The following is an 18,452-nucleotide window of genomic DNA, read 5'->3' on the forward strand; positions in this document are numbered from 1 at the left end:
GGTTTAGCGTTAATTTAAATGCACTCAACTCTGCTTACAAAAATAAAAGCTGTAGGCATGAAAAATGAAAAGGATTATTCGTTGTATGTCTGGGGTTCAAAAGCAAGATTCACCGCCACCTATTTATACGGATTTGATCAATTGTTCTAGCCATATCCGTACTTTTGTGCTCAGTGTACTCTGTATTTGTCTTTTAGATTATGTGTTGTTTGGTGTTTTCTACTCTTTTAGTCCCAACATTTTCACTGTTTGGATCTGTATTACTCTAATTGTTTTTCTGCTGTTCTTTTTTCTATGTCGATTCTCTTTACAACACACCTCATCCCCACTTTTCTTAAAAAGAACCAACCATTTATTCCAAATAATATGTTTTTTTACGGGTTTATTGCTCGGCGTTAACTCCATCATTATTAATTATTATCTCATCCATGATGTACCTAGCCTAACAAGCTCACATATTTCAATCTTAACCGCCTTGCTCCTCACGACATCACATATCATTGCACTTACATTTTTAACCCAACATATTCGATATTTTTTATTATTTTTTATTCCCAGTATTGTTCCACTCATTATTTCACAAATTCTATTTGGTGATCATCACCAGACGCTGTTCTATCTCGCGTATTACTCAATTTTCTTTGCAACATTACTATGCGCACAAGCAACTTATAAAATCCATAAACGTCTTTCAGGCGTACTTGAAAAAAACAAACAACTGATGGATGTTTCTGAACGACATAATCAATGGACTGAAGAACTATGCCAGCAGCTACAGCGAGAAATCAATAAATCCAAAGATATAGAAGCACAATTACAATTTAATAATCATTTATTGGAACAAAAAGTTCGTGATCGTACTTTTGATCTCACCCAAATGAATGAAAGCTTAGAAGAACACCGACAAAACCTTGCCTTTGCACATGAAACTGCGGGTATCCATCCTTGGGAATGGAATCTAGAAAATCAGACCATAGGAATAACCAACACACATAGTAAACCTGTTAAGCGCGACTCAGATAACCACTATGCGCTGTTGCACAAAATCACCCATCCTGATGATGTTGAACGTGTAAAAAACACCTTATACGGTCATTTATATGGACACATAGCACGATATGAAGAGACTTTTCGTATTAAGCGTCCAAATGGCGAATGGTCGTGGATACATGATGTTGGGCAAGTGATTCAAAGGGATCCTGTAAATCGAAAACCTTTACGTATGGTTGGTGTCTATCGAGATATCAATCAAGAACGTAAAGATCAAGAACGCTTGAAGCTTTCTGCCAGTGTGTTTGAACAAGCGTCTGAAGGTATATTTATTTTGGACGAACAGTTCAACTATGTTGAAGTTAATCCCAAATACGAACAAATGACAGGATTAGATAAGCAAGCTATTTTAAATAAACATTTGTTTGACATTACCAAGCAAAATAAACCGCATCATCAAAACTTCCAACTTTCGATACTCGACACATTAAGCGAAGAATATGAGTATGAAGGAGAGTTTCAAGAGACGTATCATTCAGGAAAGTCATGTTTCCTATGGATTCATATCAATGCCGTCAAAAATGAACAAGACCAAGTCATCAATTATATCGGCATTGTTTCGGATCAAACCGAACGTAAACATCAAGAGCAACGTTTATCTTATTTAACCAACTACGACACGCTAACAGACCTGCCGAATCGTTTTTATTATCAACAGCAGCTTCATCAGTATTTAATCAGTGACGCGTCTATTCAGCACCTTGCTGTGATTCGTTTGAACATAGATCGTTTCCGCACATTAAATGAATTGATTAGCAATCAAGCGGGCAATGAACTGTTAAAACAAGTTGCTCAACGCTTACGTGTTAGCAATATCGATGCCCTTTTGGTTGCACACTTAAGCGCTGATGATTTTGCCATTATTTATGAGATGTCGCCATTACATCCGCCTATTCATCAACTATGCAATAATATTGTTGAAAACTTTTGCCAACCTTTCTATATCTCTGACCAAGAATATTTGGTAAGTATTTCTGTAGGCGTGGCAATGTTTCCAGAGCATGGGCGTCAAGTTGATAATTTAAATACCCATGCAGAACAGGCCCTCAACGAAGCAAAACGCTTGGGTGGGAACACCATTCGCTATTATTCAAATGAAAGAGCGAGTCTAACCGCCAAATATTCAGATTTAGAACTCGACTTAAGAAAAGCGATTCAAAACAACGAACTCGTCGTTTATTATCAGCCAAAGATTATCGCCCAAAATGATCAAATTGATGGCTTCGAAGCCCTCATCCGTTGGGAGCATCCAACCAAGGGTCTGATCATGCCTGACATATTCATTCCTTTAGCAGAAAGTACCAGCCTTATTTCTGATATTGGGCAATTTGTCCTGCATGAGGCAGCTAAGCAATTACATATATGGCAGCAGCTCGGCTTCACTGATATTCATATTGCGGTCAATATCGTGGTACAACAAATTTTACGTGGGCAACTACTTCATGATATTGATACTATCCTAGCTCAGTATTCAATTTCAGGGCAGAATCTTGAGTTAGAAATTACCGAGTCTGCTTTTCTAGAAAATACAGAAAGTGTAAAAGTCGTTTTACAAGCCCTCAAACAACGCCATATTTCAATAGCGCTTGATGATTTTGGCACAGGCTACTCTTCCCTTGCTTATTTAACCGAATACCCAATAGACACACTGAAAATTGACCGTGCTTTTATCTCAAAAATCGGCGATGCAAAACAAGACGCGATAGTTAATGCCATGATTGCAATGGGTAAAACGATTGGCCTAAAAGTTGTGGCTGAAGGCGTTGAGACTGAGCAGCAAAGCGAATATCTGAAACGCCAAAACTGTGACATATTGCAGGGTTACTTATTTGCTAGACCATTAACAGCGATACATGCGACTGAATATTTACAACAGCATACCTAACTGTCAACCGCAAAAACTTCCATTTAAGGGTGGATTTTAAGCATTTTGGCAGTTTATTTTAAGCTCGTTATGAATTGTCAATAAGCATGTTCGTTCAGTGAAAATAAGCTTTTTTGACTGGGCGAAAGCATGAACTAGTGCTATATTCTTGTGCACTTATCTTAATATAGTAATTAGCCCCCTATATGGCTGATTATTATCGGAACAATCGAGACTCAGATGGACGATCAATCTTTAAAACAGGCCGCTTTGTATTACCATGAATTTCCTACTCCGGGAAAAATCAGTGTGACACCTAGCAAGCAGCTCGTTAACCAACGAGATCTAGCGCTTGCATATTCTCCTGGTGTTGCAGCTCCGTGTTTGGAAATCGAACGAGACCCTTCTACTGCTGCCAAATATACAGCACGTGGTAATCTGGTCGCCGTCGTGAGTAATGGTACAGCTGTACTGGGTTTAGGGAACATTGGTCCTTTAGCATCAAAACCTGTAATGGAAGGTAAAGGCGTACTTTTCAAAAAGTTCGCTGGTGTCGATGTATTTGATATCGAAATCGCAGAAAATGATCCAGACAAAATCGTCGATATCGTTGCAGCATTAGAACCAACATTTGGTGGTATCAACTTAGAAGACATCAAAGCACCTGAATGCTTCTATATCGAGAAGAAGCTTCGTGAACGCATGAAGATTCCTGTGTTCCATGATGACCAACACGGTACCAGTATTATCGTAGGCTCTGCATTATTAAATGCTTTGCAAATCGTAAATAAGAAAATTGATGAAATCAAAATTGTAGCGTCTGGTGCAGGTGCTGCGGCATTGTCTTGCTTAGATTTACTTTGTGCTCTTGGTGTGAATAAAGCCAACATCACTGTTGCTGATTCTCGCGGTCTTCTTACCACTTCACGCGAAGGACTGGATGAATCGAAAAAGCGTTACGTACAAGACATTGCAGCAACACAATTGCATGAAGTGATTGCTGGTGCGGATATGTTCTTGGGTCTTTCGGCAGCAGGTATTTTAACCAAAGAAATGGTTAAAGAAATGGCTGAAAATCCGATTATCTTTGCACTAGCCAACCCTGATCCAGAAATTTTGCCTGAACATGCACATGAAGTACGTCCAGATGTCATTATGGCGACAGGTCGTTCGGACTATCCAAACCAAGTCAATAATGCGCTTTGCTTCCCGTATATCTTCCGTGGTGCACTAGATGTCGGTGCAACCACCATCAATGAAGAAATGAAAATTGCATGTGTACATGCGATTGCACGTATGGCGCACGTAGAAGCTGATGCTGCTACTTATGGTGAAAAATCAGTATCATTTGGTCGTGATTACTTGATCCCTGGCCCACTTGATCAGCGCTTGATTTTAGAAATCGCACCTGCGGTTGCTAAAGCAGCAATGGATTCTGGTGTTGCAACACGTCCAATTGAAGATTTCTCTGCATATCGCCAAAGACTTTCTGAGTTCGTGTATAACTCTGCGTTCTTGATGAAACCAATTTTTGCTCAAGCGAAAACTGACCCTAAACGTATTGCTTACGCTGAAGGTGAAGATGAGCGCGTATTACGTGCAGTACAAATCGCAGTTGATGAAGGTTTGGCTAAACCAATTTTAGTCGGTCGTACCACTGTAATTGAAGCAAATATCAAAAAATTAGGTCTACGTTTACAACACGGTGTAAACATCGAGATCGTTGATCAAGAAAAAAATCCTCAATATGAGGAATTTTGGAAAGATTACTATAAAACCATGCAGCGCAAAGGCGTGACGGTAGAGTATGCACAGCGTGAAACACGCCGTCGCTCGACCCTCATTGCTGCTTTATTGGTTAAATTTGGTCAAGCCGATGGTATGCTCTGTGGTACTTATGCAAGCTATGATATCCATTTAGATTTCGTTAAAAATGTCATTGGTTTAAAAGAAGGTCGCAGCACTTTCTTTACCCTAAATGCATTAATGCTTGAAGATCGCAACCTATTTATTGCTGACACTTATGTGAATACCAACCCAACGGCTGAACAGCTTGCTGAAATGACCATTTTAGCTGCGGAAGAAGTACGTCGCTTTGGTATCACACCACGTGTTGCACTGCTTTCCCATTCAAGTTTTGGTAGTGATCAACTTGATTCTAGCGCTCAAAAAATGCGTGAAGTCTATCGCTTACTTACAGAGCAAGCGCCTGAACTAGAAGTTGAAGGTGAAATGCATGGAGATGCAGCACTTGATGAAAACATCCGTCACTTTGCTTTTCCAAATTCACGCTATAAAGGTTCAGCTAACCTATTGATCATGCCAAACCTAGACTCAGCAAATATTTCTTTTAACTTGTTGAAAGCAACATCTGGGAACAATGTAACGATTGGGCCGATTTTATTGGGTGCTGCAAAACCAGTTCATATCCTCACCCCAACAGCAACAACCCGCCGTCTAATCAACATGACTGCATTGACTGTTGCTGAAATTCAACAAAGCGAAAACTAACTGCTATAAGCAAAGCTTTTCCTGAAAAGCTTTGCTTAGTGCTTGAGAAAACCTCTATTCTGTAGCATGATTGTGTGAAGAATAGAGGTTTTTTCATGCAAGTTTATTTAGTAGGCGGTGCTGTTCGAGATCATTTACTTGGGCATCCCTATCACGAAAAAGATTATGTTGTTGTTGGCGCAACGCCAGAACAATTACTAGCGGAAGGCTATCAACCTGTTGGCAAAGACTTCCCTGTATTTTTACATCCCAAAACAAAAGAAGAATACGCACTCGCACGCACAGAACGTAAATCTGGAGTTGGTTATCATGGTTTCCAATGTTTTACAGACACTAGTGTTAAGTTAGAAGAAGATTTAATCCGCCGCGACCTTACCATCAATGCCATGGCAATGGATGAACAAGGCAAAGTTTATGACCCCTATGGCGGACAAAAAGATCTAGACCAAAAAATTCTGCGCCATGTTTCTGATGCTTTTACCGAAGATCCACTTCGCGTACTTCGAGTTGCACGCTTTGCTGCACGATATGCGGCGTATGACTTTAAAATTGCGGATGAAACACTGCAACTCATGCAAGACATCGCGCAATCAGGCGAATTAAATGCCCTTACTCCAGAACGCGTCTGGAAAGAAACCTCTCGAGCATTAATGGAAGATCACGCAGATGTGTATTTTCAAATACTCAAAGACTGTGGTGCTTTAAAAATCTTATTTCCTGAACTCGATGCCTTGTTTGGTGTACCACAACGCCCTGAATACCATCCTGAAATAGATTGTGGTATTCATACACTTATGGCACTGAAACAAGCATGTCAGGCAAATTATGCGCTAGATGTGCGCTTCGCTGTACTTGTGCACGACTTAGGCAAAGCACTCACCCCTGTTGAAGAATTACCAAGACATATTATGCATGAAGAACGCGGTATACAGCCCGTGACTGATGTGTGTGATCGCTTAAAAGTACCTAGCTATCTTAAAAATCTAGCGCTCACCGTATGCAAAGAACATTTGAAATGTCATCAAGTCAAAAATCTAAAACCCGGTACGTTATGGCGTTTTTTACAACGCTTAGATGTACTGCGTAGACCTGAAAAAGCTAAAGCTTTTGTTCAAGCCTGTGAATGCGATGCCAAAGGTCGTTTGGGTTTAGAACACCGCCCATATCCTCAGGCACAATATCTGCTAGATGCGATGGAAATCGTTAGACATATTCGGGCACAAGATCTACCTGAACACATTAAAGGCCCTGAAATAGGCGAAATGTTGATTCAATACCGTATTGAGGCATTAGCAAAATTTAAAGAACAGCACGAAGAATAAACCTGTTTAACATACCATCGTTGTGCGACGAAACAGTTTAAAATTTATATTAGACCCTTTCATAACCCTGCATATTTCTCCTATAGAGAGAATGAGGAACGATTGAAGTTTCGCAAGGGATTTATGAAAGAAGTCTATTATTTAGTCAATAATATTGGATCTTCAATGCTATAACCCGTTTCAAAAGGGATACCAAGGTATTTGACTGTCACAAGCACATTATTACTGTGAGGCACTTTATAGACTTTAGATATATTCAACCCTTGCTTGTAAGTGTTAGCTGTTTGTAATGTACTTTTTAGATGGAAGCTTTTAACCCGATATTGATAAGACCATTTATCAATGGATTCTTGTGGGTCATACCATGCCTCTGCCGTTCCCTTTTTCGTGGTTAATATTTGAATGTGAGCATTACGGTTGTGTACAGGTTGAAGTGAAAGTAAACGCTTTTGAATTTTCTTAATTTCTCTATCAAATTGCGTACTCTCTTGATCATAATCAATTAATTTAGTTTTAGGGTTGAGATAAAGCGAATGAACTTGAATAAGTTTAGTCGGATTAGCACTATTTAATTGATAATAATAGAGTTGAGGTAAACGACCCCGACCGTCTTCAAAATGTCTCATCAGATAAACCTTTTGGGCCTTTCGATCCAACCCTAAAACTTCTATATGCTGTGGTCCGCCAACCGTTGCATAAACGGTTAGAGGTAAGCATGACAAAAAAAGTGCACCGAAAATAATTTTTAGTATAGGTTTAGACATATCCAGCTCCAAAGCAATCTGTATAGTTAAGCCCAATATATTGAGTTTTTAATGAAGATGGGGTTAATTTTCATCCATTACGCATTTATTTATAATAAGATCGAAAAATTCTTTTGTGACATGTTCTGGTATTGGTTTACCTAAAATGAATTTTTTATTTCCAATAAAAAACCCAGCCAAAAATGACTGGGCTTTTATAACTTTTACTTATTCAGTAAAAATTATTGAGCAGCAGCAGCTTGAGCAGCAGCAACTTCGTCAGCAAAGCTCATTTCAGCTTTCTTCTCAATACCTTCGCCTACTTCGAAACGAACGAATTGAACAACAACTGTACCAGTCGCTTTCAATACATCAGCAACTTTTTTGTCGTTATCGATTACATACATTTGACGATCAAGTGCAACTTCGTTCAAATATTTTTCAATTGAACCAGTTACCATTTTCTCAACGATGTTCGCAGGCTTACCAGACTCTAATGCTTTCGCTTCAGCAATTTCTTTCTCTTTAGCGATCAAGTCAGCAGAAACAGCTTCAGCATTTACAGCAACTGGGTTGAATGCAGCAACGTGCATTGCAATACCTTTACCTGTATCAGCATCGCCAGTGTAAGCAACAACAACACCGATTTTTAAACCGTGTTTGTACACAGCCAAGTTTTCGCCTTCAACAATTTGAGCGCGACGAACTTGAATGTTTTCACCGATTTTTTGAACAAGTGCAACACGTGCTTCTTCTACTGTAGCGCCGTCTTCAAGCTTAAGTTCAGCAATTTTTGCAGCATCAGTTTCGCCAGCAGCAAGTGCAGCAGTAGCAACTTTATCAGAGAAGTTTTTGAAGTTTTCGTCTTTAGCAACGAAGTCAGTCTGACAGTTAACTTCAACAAGAATCGCTTTGTTACCGTTTTGAATGATCGTGATCGCGCCATCAGCAGCAATATTACCTGCTTTTTTAGCAGCTTTTGCTTGACCTGATTTACGAAGGTTATCAATCGCAAGTTCGATGTCGCCGCCTGCTTCTGTTAATGCTTTTTTACATTCCATCATCGCAAGACCAGTACGGTCACGTAATTCTTTTACCATGCTCGCAGTAACTGCAGTCATGTTGATCTCCTAAAATCGGTAGAAAATAAATCTGTTCAACAAAAACGGCCCAAAGAAACTCTGGGCCGTTTGCAATCTCGACGCTTTAATTTGCCACCATTACATGTCGCAAAAATGACAAGCTTGCGTCAAAACGCATTAAGCCTCAGAAGCATCTTTAGCAGCGTCATCGCCTTTTGCTTGTGCATTTGCTTGTGATTGAGCATATTCTTTACCAGCAAGAATCGCATCAGCCATAGCAGAAGCATACAAAGTCACTGCACGGATCGCATCATCATTACCCGGAATAACGTAATCAACGTTGTCTGGGTTAGAGTTTGTATCAACGATACCGATTACAGGAATACCTAAGTTTTTCGCTTCTTTGATTGCAATCGCTTCGTGATCAACGTCGATTACAAATAATGCGTCAGGTAAACCACCCATGTTTTTAACGCCGCCTAAAGCACGTTCAAGCTTGTCCATCTCACGAGTACGTTCTAAAGCTTCACGTTTAGTAAGCTTAGCAAAAGTACCGTCTTGAGATTGAGTTTGAAGATCTTTTAAACGGTTGATAGATTGGCGAAGTGTTTTCCAGTTCGTCAACATACCACCTAACCAGCGGTGATCTACATATGGTTGACCAGCGCGTTGAGCTTGTTCACGGATGATGTTAGAAGCAGCTCGTTTTGTACCAACGAATAATACTTTGTTCTTTTTGCTCGCAAGGTTGTTCACAAAGTTCAATGCATCATTTAACGCAGGAACAGTATGCTCAAGGTTGATGATGTGAATTTTGTTACGTGCGCCAAAAATGTATTGACGCATTTTTGGGTTCCAGAAACGAGTTTGGTGACCAAAGTGTGCGCCTGCTTGAAGAAGGTCGCGCATACCTACGTTGTAATCTGCCATTTTCTTTACCTTAAGATTTGGGTTAGGCCTCCATATATCCGCATTCTCCACCTATTGCTAGGCACCCAGAGTAATGTGACGATATATGTGCGGATTTTGTACGACTATTTTACCATACAATTTCGTAATACCCCCCATTAAGAAAGATAGTCACGAAAAGCAATTGATAAAATAGGCGGCTATTTATACCATAGTCACTTGCGAATTACCAAAAGTTTTTAGAGATCATGAATACAACTTATACAGCTCCTCGCCGATTAATCAAAACTCCCGATGAAATTGAAAAAATGCGTGTTGCAGGGAAACTGGCAGCTGAAGTTTTAGACATGATTAAGCCTTTTATTAAGGCAGGTGTGAGTACACTAGAACTCGACACAATTTGTCATGATCACATTGTCAACGCTCAGCAAGCCATTCCTGCTTGTTTGGGTTATGGCGCAGCACCAGGTCGCCCTGCTTTCCAACACACAATCTGCACATCGGTTAACCATGTGGTCTGTCACGGTATCCCGTCCGAAGCAAAAACGCTTAAAAATGGTGACATTCTAAATATTGATGTGACTGTTATTAAAGATGGCTATCACGGCGATACCAATATGATGTATATCGTTGGTGGAGAGACTTCTATTCTAGCAAATCGCCTCTGTAAGGTTGCACAGGAAGCGATGTATCGTGGTATGGCAACAGTTAAGGACGGTTCATATCTTGGCGATGTCGGTCATGCAATTCAACAATATGTTGAATCTGAACGCTTCAGCGTCGTTCGTGAATATTGTGGTCATGGTATTGGCAATGTCTTCCATGATGAACCACAAGTGTTGCACTATGGTCAAAAAGGTACGGGCATGCGCCTTGAAGCGGGCATGACCTTTACGATCGAACCAATGGTGAATGCAGGCGTTTGGCAAACCAAATTATTAGGTGATAAATGGACGGTTGTAACCAAAGACCATAAATTATCTGCTCAATATGAGCATACGATTTTAGTCACTCAAACAGGGATTGAGGTTTTAACTGCGCGCCCTGAAGAAGATTTATCTCGTTTTATGTAATTTATTATTGATCTTTAAATTACTCTCAAAAAAGCTATTTCGGTAGCTTTTTTTTATATCCATAATTTCTTCATCAATTTATCTAAATAAAACAAAATATTTCATAAGCACAACAATTATAAAATCTAACTAAACACACTATTCATAAAAAAGAGTTATGTTGGGCGCAAGAAAAATCCTTACAAACTTTTGGACATGGAGTCCCTCGATGATGAAAAAGTCATTTCCTTTCTTAATAACAGGGCTTTGCACCCTCCCCACGCTTGCTTTTGCAGACTCGCCCTATTTTAGTCTTAAAGATGGTGATGGATTTAAACGTTTCTCTGTTTCCGCGGGTTGGTTACATGCGATGCCTCAAGGCTCAGCAAATCCAATCAACGTAAATACAAGCATTGCTGAAGGAACCCAATCAAAAGTTGGTTCAGTGACCGCGGATTCCGTATTAAATGCGATTGATCGTTCTACAGAAGAAGGTAAAACCAAATATAATACTTTATCAACCTTACTTAAAACACCTATCGTTTCCAATGTTATTTCAGAACAAATAGATGGTGTTACCCACTTAAGAAGCAATATTTCTGGCGAAGCTACAATCAATGGATTATCTAACTGGCAAGCTCAAGGCACAGGCTTAGAAGCTGATAATGTTGATACAGTAGGTATCATGGCTAATTATCATTTCACAGATAATCTTTCTTTAGAAGTTAAAGCAGGTATTCCACCTAAAGTAGACATAAAAGGAAAAGGGCAAATTTACGCACCATTAACTGGTATAGATAAACCAGGTGGTATTGGTTCAGTTCTCGGTGATATTCCTTTAAAACAAGATATTCATATCACCGATTTAACTCAGGGCGATAAAGCAGCTTCCGCACGGGCATGGTTACCAGCAGTCGAACTCCACTACCAATTCGGTAAAACGGGTGTCAATAAATTCCGCCCTTATGTAGGGGCTGGTGTCATGTATGCTTACTTCAATGATCTAAAAATGAATTCAGGCATTGAGTCCGACCTCATCGCAGCAGGTCACATGATTCAAAATATTCATAATGGTAAAGCAGGTGCAGCATTAGACGGTAAAGAATCATCTGCTGATCCTATGGTTAAACTCAAAGCAACCGATACCTTTGCACCGATCGTCACGATAGGCGCAACTTATGACTTTAAACCAAATTGGTTTGCTGTTGGTTCTGTCTCTTATTCAAAAATGAATAATGAAGCAAAAATCTATGTCACTGACCGCAACACTGGCAAAGAGTTAATCCGCGCCAACACCAAAATTGATATTGATCCACTGATCACCTATTTAGGTGTAGGCTACCGCTTCTAATTTTTATTTTTTCAAAAGCAGCTTCGGCTGCTTTTTTATTTTCGCTACTTTTTAAACCACTGTGCATAGAATTTGCGCACCAATTACAAACAATCTACTCATGATTGTCTAACCAAATTTTTTAAATCAATACTGAATAATTCGGCTCCTATCTTTCAAAAATGGCCTGTATCCTGAATGTAAACAAAAATACTTTTTTGCAATGAATAGCTTAATTTATTCATTTGGTTAATTATTTTTTATGGCATGCCCCTTGCATTATGACTGATATGTTGAATCAAAGATGATTCAAAAATTTGTCGACGGCCAACGATGTCCGTTCTGTTCGCTTTGCTTATGCAGATATTCTGCTTCGCAAAAAATTACGTTCAGTTCAGGAGAAGTTTATGTCTTCAAAAATGAATTTAGATGCAAAAAAAGCCACTGAAATAAAATTATTTAGCTTTGCTACTCCTGCAATGCGTGCATTTCACATGACATGGCTGGCGTTCTTTGTCTGCTTCTTCGCATGGTTTGCCTGTGCTCCGCTGATGCCTGTCATTGCTGGTGAGTTTAATTTAACCAAATCTCAAATCGCCAATATCAATATTGCAGCCGTTGCCATTACTATCATTATCCGACTTATTGTCGGTCCGCTATGCGATAAATATGGTCCACGTATCACTTATACAGCCCTACTCTTACTGGGAAGTATTCCTGTCTTTGGGGTTGCCGCAGCAAATACCTATGAATCCTTTCTCTTCTTTCGCTTATTAATTGGAGCGATTGGGGCAAGCTTCGTCATTACTCAATACCATACCAGTGTCATGTTTGCACCAAATGTTGTCGGCACGGCAAATGCGGCGGCTGCGGGTTGGGGTAATGCGGGTGGTGGTGCGACCCAAGCGATCATGCCGTTAATTCTTGGTGCGATCATCATGTTTGGTGTTGAGCAAGCAATGGGCTGGCGTATCGCTTTACTCGTACCGGGGATCATGATGGTGATCGTCGGTATTCTCTACTGGAAACTCACTCAAGATAGCCCACAAGGTAACTTTAAAGAATTGCGGGAACAAGGTATAGAAGCAGGCAATATTAAAAAAGGTGGTACTGCAATCTTAATGCAGGCAGCACGTAATTATCGTGTATGGGTACTGTTCACTGCATATGCTGCATGTTTTGGCATCGAGATTTTTATTCATAATATTGCTGCAATGTACTATGTTGACCATTTTAATATGGGCTTAAAAGAAGCAGGACTCACAGCGGGAATCTTTGGTCTATTGGCGTTATTTGCGCGTGCACTGGGCGGTATTGTTTCTGATAAAGTGGCTGTAAATAAAGGCCTAGATGGTCGTACACGAATACTATTTTTATTGATCTTAGGCGAAGGTCTATTTTTGATCATTTTCTCACAAATGAATACCGTCATGCTTGCCGTACTCGCTATGACAGTTTTTGCACTGTTTACACATATGGCCTGTGGTGCAACCTATGCATTGGTTCCATTTATCGACCGTGATGCACTCGGTGGTGTAGCAGGCATCATTGGCGCAGGCGGAAATGTCGGTGCCGTCGCGGCTGGTTTCTTACTAAAAGGTTTACTCGACATCCAAACTTGTCTCATGATCTTAGGCTGTCTCGTGACTGTTGCCGCCTTTAGTGTGGTGCTGATTCGCTTCTCAGTCGAACACAAGGAAAAAGAAAAAGAATTGTTTGAACAAGCGCTACTTGAACGTAACGCTGCAACTTAATTCAACGCTCAATTGAGAGGGATGTCAGCGTCGAACTCCCTCTTTATAACCTCTCACACTCAAATCTTTAATTCTAGGGGAAATATGATGAAAATCATTTCAATGTCATTACTCACGCTTAGCTGTTTTGCCGCATTCAATGCATCTGCAAACAATGATTTTATCGATAACACTAAGTTCACGCTTGATAGTCGCCTTCGTTTTGAAATGGTCGACCAAGACAATCCATTAATAAAAGCGGAAGCAGCCACCCTACGTATCCGCCCTGCACTGCAAACAGGCACATGGCAAGGTTTAAGTTTATTTGCTCAAGGTGAAGCAAACATTGAACTCAACGACCGTTTCAATAGCACACGGAATAACGAAACAAAATACAGTAGCGTTCCCGATCCTAAAAACCTAGACATCAACCAATTATATTTAAATTACAGTAACCCTAAATTCGATGCTCGCCTAGGCCGCCAAGTCATTAATTTAGATAATCAACGTTTTATTGGCTCTGTCGGTTGGCGTCAAAATGAACAAAGCTATGATGCAGTCAGTCTAAATCTAAAACCAACTCAATCTTTGCAGGTGTACTATGCCTATATTGATCAGGTAAATACGATTTTTGGAAGTGAAGATCCCAAGCCAATTGCATTGATCGCACAAGAGGGAGAACAAGACAGTCAAATTCATTTGGCACAAATCAAATATAACTACAGCCCACAACTCAATGCTGTGCTGTATGGTTATTTTATGGATTTTGAAAATCTAAATGCTTGGTCAAACCAAACCTATGGCTTACGCTTAACGGGTAAGCAAAATAACTTCCGCTATGCCGCCGAATACGCCAAACAACAAGATTATGCAGATCAACCTATAACATATGATGCTGATTACTATGCAGTTGAACTCGGTTATCAAATATCAGGAAAATCCCCTATTGGCGAAGTCGCTGTTGGTTATGAAGTGTTAAGCAGCGATAACGGTAAAATTGCATTTCAAACACCATTGGCAACAAAACATAAGTTTAATGGTTGGACGGATATGTTTTTAAATACGCCCGTCAACGGTTTGCGTGATGTCTATATTAGCTCGAGTTTTAATATATTCAACAAAGGAAAACTGATGACCGAATTACATCATTACCGTAGCGATGAAAAAGGATTAGACTATGGACAAGAGTTTGCACTTTCTTATGCGCAAGCACTGCCAATCAAAGGCTTATCAGGATTAGCTAAATTTTCACGCTACCAAGCTGAAGACTTTGGTGTCGACACTGACAAACTTTGGTTACAACTGGATTATAAATATTAAAACTATATTTTTAATTCCAATTCAAGCAGTTAGTTTCTATCTTTAATAATGCTGTAAAGCTGTCATCAAATTTTAAAATTTGAATGATTTAATAAAAAATAAAAAACCGATAAAAGTGCAAAAGCGTGTTGATCGAGTAGATCAACACGCTTTTTATCGCGAAAAAATAAAAGACCGTTCTTAAAACAGTCTTTTACAATATCACCTTAAAACACAGTGTGATTAGGGCTGACCTTTTGGTAATGGAATGTATTGCGATTGAACATTTTGCTGAACTTTACGCTCACCAACTTTAACCTCTAAGGTTTGTTGTTTCCCATCACGCTCTACCACCACTTCAATCGCACTCTCTGGCGCTTGCGAAGCAACATAGTTAATCAAATGAGATGCGGAAGAAATCTGTTCATTATTGACTTGAACAATTTTATCACCACGTTTCACCCCTGCAAGATCGGCAGGACCACCACGCAATACATCAGCGACCAATACACCGATTGGTTTAGCTGTTAATACATCTTCATCCAAATTATTTGGAATTAAACTAATACCCAGCCAACCACGTACCACACGACCATCTTTCAAAATAGAGTTTAAAACTTGCTGACAAACTTTTGCAGGTATCGCAAAGCCTATACCAAGCGATCCACCTGATTGGGAAAAAATCGCAGTGTTCACACCAATCAGATTACCCGCAACATCAATTAAAGCCCCACCAGAGTTACCTGGGTTAATCGCAGCATCCGTTTGAATAAAATCTTCGTAGGTGTTAATTCCCAAATCAGAACGACCTGTTGCGGAAATAATTCCTTGGGTAACGGTTTGCCCTACACCAAATGGATTACCAATCGCGAGTACAACATCGCCAACCTCATTACCACTGAGTTTAAATGGTAAAACAGGAAGTTTATCTAACTCGATTTTGATTACAGCCAAATCGGTATCTGGATCTGTACCAATCACTTTGGCTTCAGCACGACGCCCATCATATAACGCAACAACGATGTGTTCTGCCTGAGCGATGACATGATTGTTCGTCAAAATATAACCATCTGCTCGAACAATCACTCCCGAACCTAAACTATTTTCATTTTTAGGTTGTTGAGGAATTTGATTGCCAAAAAACTCACGAAATACAGGGTCATTCAATAAAGGATGATTAGGCTGTTTTATTTTTTGCGTGGTAAAAATATTCACGACTGCAGGAGCAGCAACTTTTACAGCAGCATTATAAGAAACCACCCCACCCATACGATTTGTATCAACTAAGGGCTCAACCTTTTCTGCTGGCATTTTGACACCATCAGACGCCACAGTTGGTTTCGGCTGATGTGATTTCTGCCAAGCCAGAAAACTAAATATAACGACAATGAGTAATACCCAAGGTAACCATGTAAATGCACGGCGCACGTCTATTATCCTCTAGGCGAAATGATGTTTTGAATTAAGTTAATTTGTTGAAGAACAGGAAATTTCCATCATTGTAATGTAAATTATTTAAAAGCAACGCAAAAGTTAATTTTTTTTTGTCTAGCTTTAGTTACCTTAAAAAATATGTTTCTATTGACAACAATAAAATGTAAATCATTTGAGGAATCGCATGGCAAATTTGTATGACATTGTGCAATGGTGTAATCAGACCTTAAAAGCAAACGAGTTTAAAGATTACGCACCGAATGGCTTACAGATCGAGGGAAAGCATGAAGTCAAAAAAATAGTGTGTGCTGTCACTGCATCGGAAACTGCTATAGATGCAGCAATCGCCCAAAATGCAGATGCCTTACTGGTACATCATGGCTATTTTTGGAAAGGCGAACCCTACCCGATTACAGGGATGCGTGGCAATCGAATCAAAAAACTCATTCAAAATAATATTTCATTGATCGCCTATCATCTACCTTTAGACGCTCATCCAACACTGGGCAATAATATTGCGATTGCTGAGTTAATCGGTTTACACAATTTAGAAGCATTAGACTCAACCGAAAAATATCCAATTGGTAATATTGGTTATTTAGAGCATGCTATAAGTCCTGAACAATTCAAAGCCAAGCTACAAGGCATTTTTGATTTTCCAGTAATCCATTTACCAAGCCATAAAACATCGATTCAAAAAGTAGGCTTCTGTACTGGCGGTGCTCAGGACTACATAAATAAAGCAGCGCAACAAAACTGTGATGCCTATATTTCAGGTGAAGTCAGTGAGCGTACTTTTTATGAAGCCGAAGAACTTGGCGTTCACTATTTCGCTTGTGGTCACCATGCAACAGAGCGTTATGGTGTTCAACGTTTGGCTGAAGCGATTGCACACCAGTTCGGTATAGAAACTGAATATTTTGAATTGAACAACCCAATTTAGTGACATTGAAATTTCCGATTTTATTTATTGTTTTTAATTCAGTCTTTATTGTATATGGTTGTTTAAAAGGCTGCCCCATTCGCTTTAGAATCATTTACAATAGAGCCACTTAATGTAAAACCCAGCAATAGCAAGGATTGAAACATGACAACCATTACTTTACCTGCGCTTCCATATGGCTATGATGATTTAGCGCCGCATATCACTCGCGAAACCTTAGAATATCATCACGACAAACACCACAATACTTATGTTGTTAATTTAAACAACTTAATCAAAGGTACTGACCTTGAAGGTAAAACTTTAGAGGAAATCATCAAAGCGTCTGCTGGTGATGCATCTAAAGCAGGTATCTTTAACAATGCTGCACAAGTATGGAACCACACGTTCTACTGGAACAGCATGAAGCCAAATGGTGGTGGTAAACCAACTGGTGCGATTGCAGCTAAAATCGAAGAAGCTTTTGGTAGCTACGAAAAATTTGCAGAAGAATTTACTGCTGCTGCAACAACTCAATTTGGTTCAGGTTGGGCGTGGTTAGTTGCTGATGAAGTAAATGGTAAATTATCAATTACTAAAACAGCCAATGCAGATACTCCACTTGCTCACGGTCAAATTGCAGTATTAACGATTGACGTTTGGGAGCATGCTTACTACATCGACTTCCGTAACTTACGTCCAAAATACATCGCTACTTTCTTAGAAAGCTTAGTGAACTGGGACTATGCAAATGCAAAACTTGCAGGTCAACCAGCTGGTGTTGAGAAATAATCATATATTTCTTGCCTAAAAACTGCCCGCATAGGGCAGTTTTTTTATCACTAAAATCCTAAAAGAATATTTATCAAGCAAACGATTCATTTTATTTACTATTCTTATTGACGCATCAATATTTCATGCCTAAAATGCGCATCAGATTCTCCAATAGCTCAGTCGGTAGAGCGACGGACTGTTAATCCGCAGGTCCCTGGTTCGAGCCCAGGTTGGAGAGCCAAGCTAATCTCCCATAGCTCAGTTGGTAGAGCGACGGACTGTTAATCCGCAGGTCCCTGGTTCGAGCCCAGGTGGGAGAGCCAAGTTTTTATTGGCTCGCTTGACCGTTAGTACCGATATGCATGATCTGCATATCCAGATTCTCCCATAGCTCAGTCGGTAGAGCGACGGACTGTTAATCCGCAGG

13 protein-coding genes and 2 tRNA genes are annotated in these 18,452 nt (G+C 39.8%); 11 read left to right on the top strand and 4 right to left on the bottom strand.

Annotated elements, in window-relative coordinates:
* Positions 1–85: 85 nt before the first annotated feature.
* The 3 genes from F903_RS12945 to F903_RS12955 all read left to right on the top strand — a co-directional run bounded on the left by F903_RS12945 (position 86) and on the right by F903_RS12955 (position 6,747).
* Positions 86–2,935 carry a sensor domain-containing protein gene (locus tag F903_RS12945; protein ID WP_005197612.1) on the top strand — a complete coding sequence of 950 codons (2,850 nt, stop codon included), beginning with the start codon at positions 86–88 and terminating at the stop codon, positions 2,933–2,935.
* Between the two features lie 219 nt (positions 2,936–3,154).
* Positions 3,155–5,425 (top strand): NADP-dependent malic enzyme, encoded by a 2,271-nt coding sequence (locus F903_RS12950; protein WP_005197614.1) that lies wholly within the window; start codon positions 3,155–3,157, stop codon positions 5,423–5,425.
* Positions 5,426–5,520: 95 nt separating this feature from the next.
* Entirely contained in the window at positions 5,521–6,747 is a 1,227-nt protein-coding gene (locus tag F903_RS12955; protein WP_005197615.1) for a multifunctional CCA addition/repair protein, read from the top strand.
* Positions 6,748–6,884: 137 nt separating this feature from the next.
* Here F903_RS12955 and F903_RS12960 read toward each other — a convergent pair whose 3' ends face one another.
* The 3 genes from F903_RS12960 to rpsB all read right to left on the bottom strand — a co-directional run bounded on the left by F903_RS12960 (position 6,885) and on the right by rpsB (position 9,502).
* The gene (locus F903_RS12960; protein WP_005197616.1) at positions 6,885–7,511 is read right to left on the bottom strand and encodes a hypothetical protein; all 627 of its coding nucleotides are present in this window, start codon (positions 7,509–7,511) and stop codon (positions 6,885–6,887) included.
* 221 nt (positions 7,512–7,732) lie between these two features.
* A complete protein-coding gene (gene tsf / locus F903_RS12965; protein WP_004670562.1) occupies positions 7,733–8,611 on the bottom strand; it encodes a translation elongation factor Ts in 879 nt (292 codons plus the stop codon).
* 138 nt (positions 8,612–8,749) lie between these two features.
* Positions 8,750–9,502, bottom strand: coding sequence for a 30S ribosomal protein S2 (rpsB, locus tag F903_RS12970; RefSeq protein ID WP_004670561.1), 753 nt, complete (start codon positions 9,500–9,502; stop codon positions 8,750–8,752).
* A 227-nt stretch (positions 9,503–9,729) separates the two neighbouring features.
* On the opposite strand from rpsB, the gene map reads away from it, so the two are divergent.
* The 4 genes from map to F903_RS12990 all read left to right on the top strand — a co-directional run bounded on the left by map (position 9,730) and on the right by F903_RS12990 (position 14,916).
* Positions 9,730–10,554 carry a type I methionyl aminopeptidase gene (map, locus tag F903_RS12975; RefSeq protein ID WP_004670559.1) on the top strand — a complete coding sequence of 275 codons (825 nt, stop codon included), beginning with the start codon at positions 9,730–9,732 and terminating at the stop codon, positions 10,552–10,554.
* 208 nt (positions 10,555–10,762) lie between these two features.
* Positions 10,763–11,884 carry an OmpW/AlkL family protein gene (locus tag F903_RS12980; protein ID WP_212749523.1) on the top strand — a complete coding sequence of 374 codons (1,122 nt, stop codon included), beginning with the start codon at positions 10,763–10,765 and terminating at the stop codon, positions 11,882–11,884.
* Positions 11,885–12,270: 386 nt separating this feature from the next.
* The gene (locus F903_RS12985) at positions 12,271–13,617 is read left to right on the top strand and encodes an MFS transporter (RefSeq protein WP_004670555.1); all 1,347 of its coding nucleotides are present in this window, start codon (positions 12,271–12,273) and stop codon (positions 13,615–13,617) included.
* An 87-nt stretch (positions 13,618–13,704) separates the two neighbouring features.
* Complete coding sequence (locus tag F903_RS12990; protein ID WP_171065241.1) at positions 13,705–14,916, top strand: alginate export family protein; 1,212 nt, start codon at positions 13,705–13,707, stop codon at positions 14,914–14,916.
* Positions 14,917–15,138: 222 nt separating this feature from the next.
* Here the strand turns inward: F903_RS12990 and F903_RS12995 are convergent, their stop codons facing one another.
* A complete protein-coding gene (locus F903_RS12995) occupies positions 15,139–16,323 on the bottom strand; it encodes a trypsin-like peptidase domain-containing protein (protein ID WP_005197624.1) in 1,185 nt (394 codons plus the stop codon).
* A 190-nt stretch (positions 16,324–16,513) separates the two neighbouring features.
* Here F903_RS12995 and F903_RS13000 point away from each other — a divergent pair, with 190 nt between their 5' ends.
* The 4 genes from F903_RS13000 to F903_RS13015 all read left to right on the top strand — a co-directional run bounded on the left by F903_RS13000 (position 16,514) and on the right by F903_RS13015 (position 18,348).
* On the top strand, positions 16,514–17,272 hold the full coding sequence (locus F903_RS13000; protein ID WP_005197627.1) for a Nif3-like dinuclear metal center hexameric protein: 759 nt from the start codon (positions 16,514–16,516) through the stop codon (positions 17,270–17,272).
* A gap of 144 nt (positions 17,273–17,416) precedes the next feature.
* Positions 17,417–18,043, top strand: a complete 627-nt coding sequence (locus F903_RS13005; RefSeq protein ID WP_004670542.1) for a superoxide dismutase — start codon at positions 17,417–17,419, stop codon at positions 18,041–18,043.
* A 147-nt stretch (positions 18,044–18,190) separates the two neighbouring features.
* A tRNA-Asn gene (locus tag F903_RS13010) sits at positions 18,191–18,266 on the top strand.
* Between the two features lie 6 nt (positions 18,267–18,272).
* Positions 18,273–18,348 (top strand) — tRNA-Asn (locus tag F903_RS13015).
* Positions 18,349–18,452: the final 104 nt, after the last annotated feature.

The organism is Acinetobacter sp. NIPH 298, assembly GCF_000369505.1.
In the GTDB taxonomy this organism is placed as follows: domain Bacteria; phylum Pseudomonadota; class Gammaproteobacteria; order Pseudomonadales; family Moraxellaceae; genus Acinetobacter.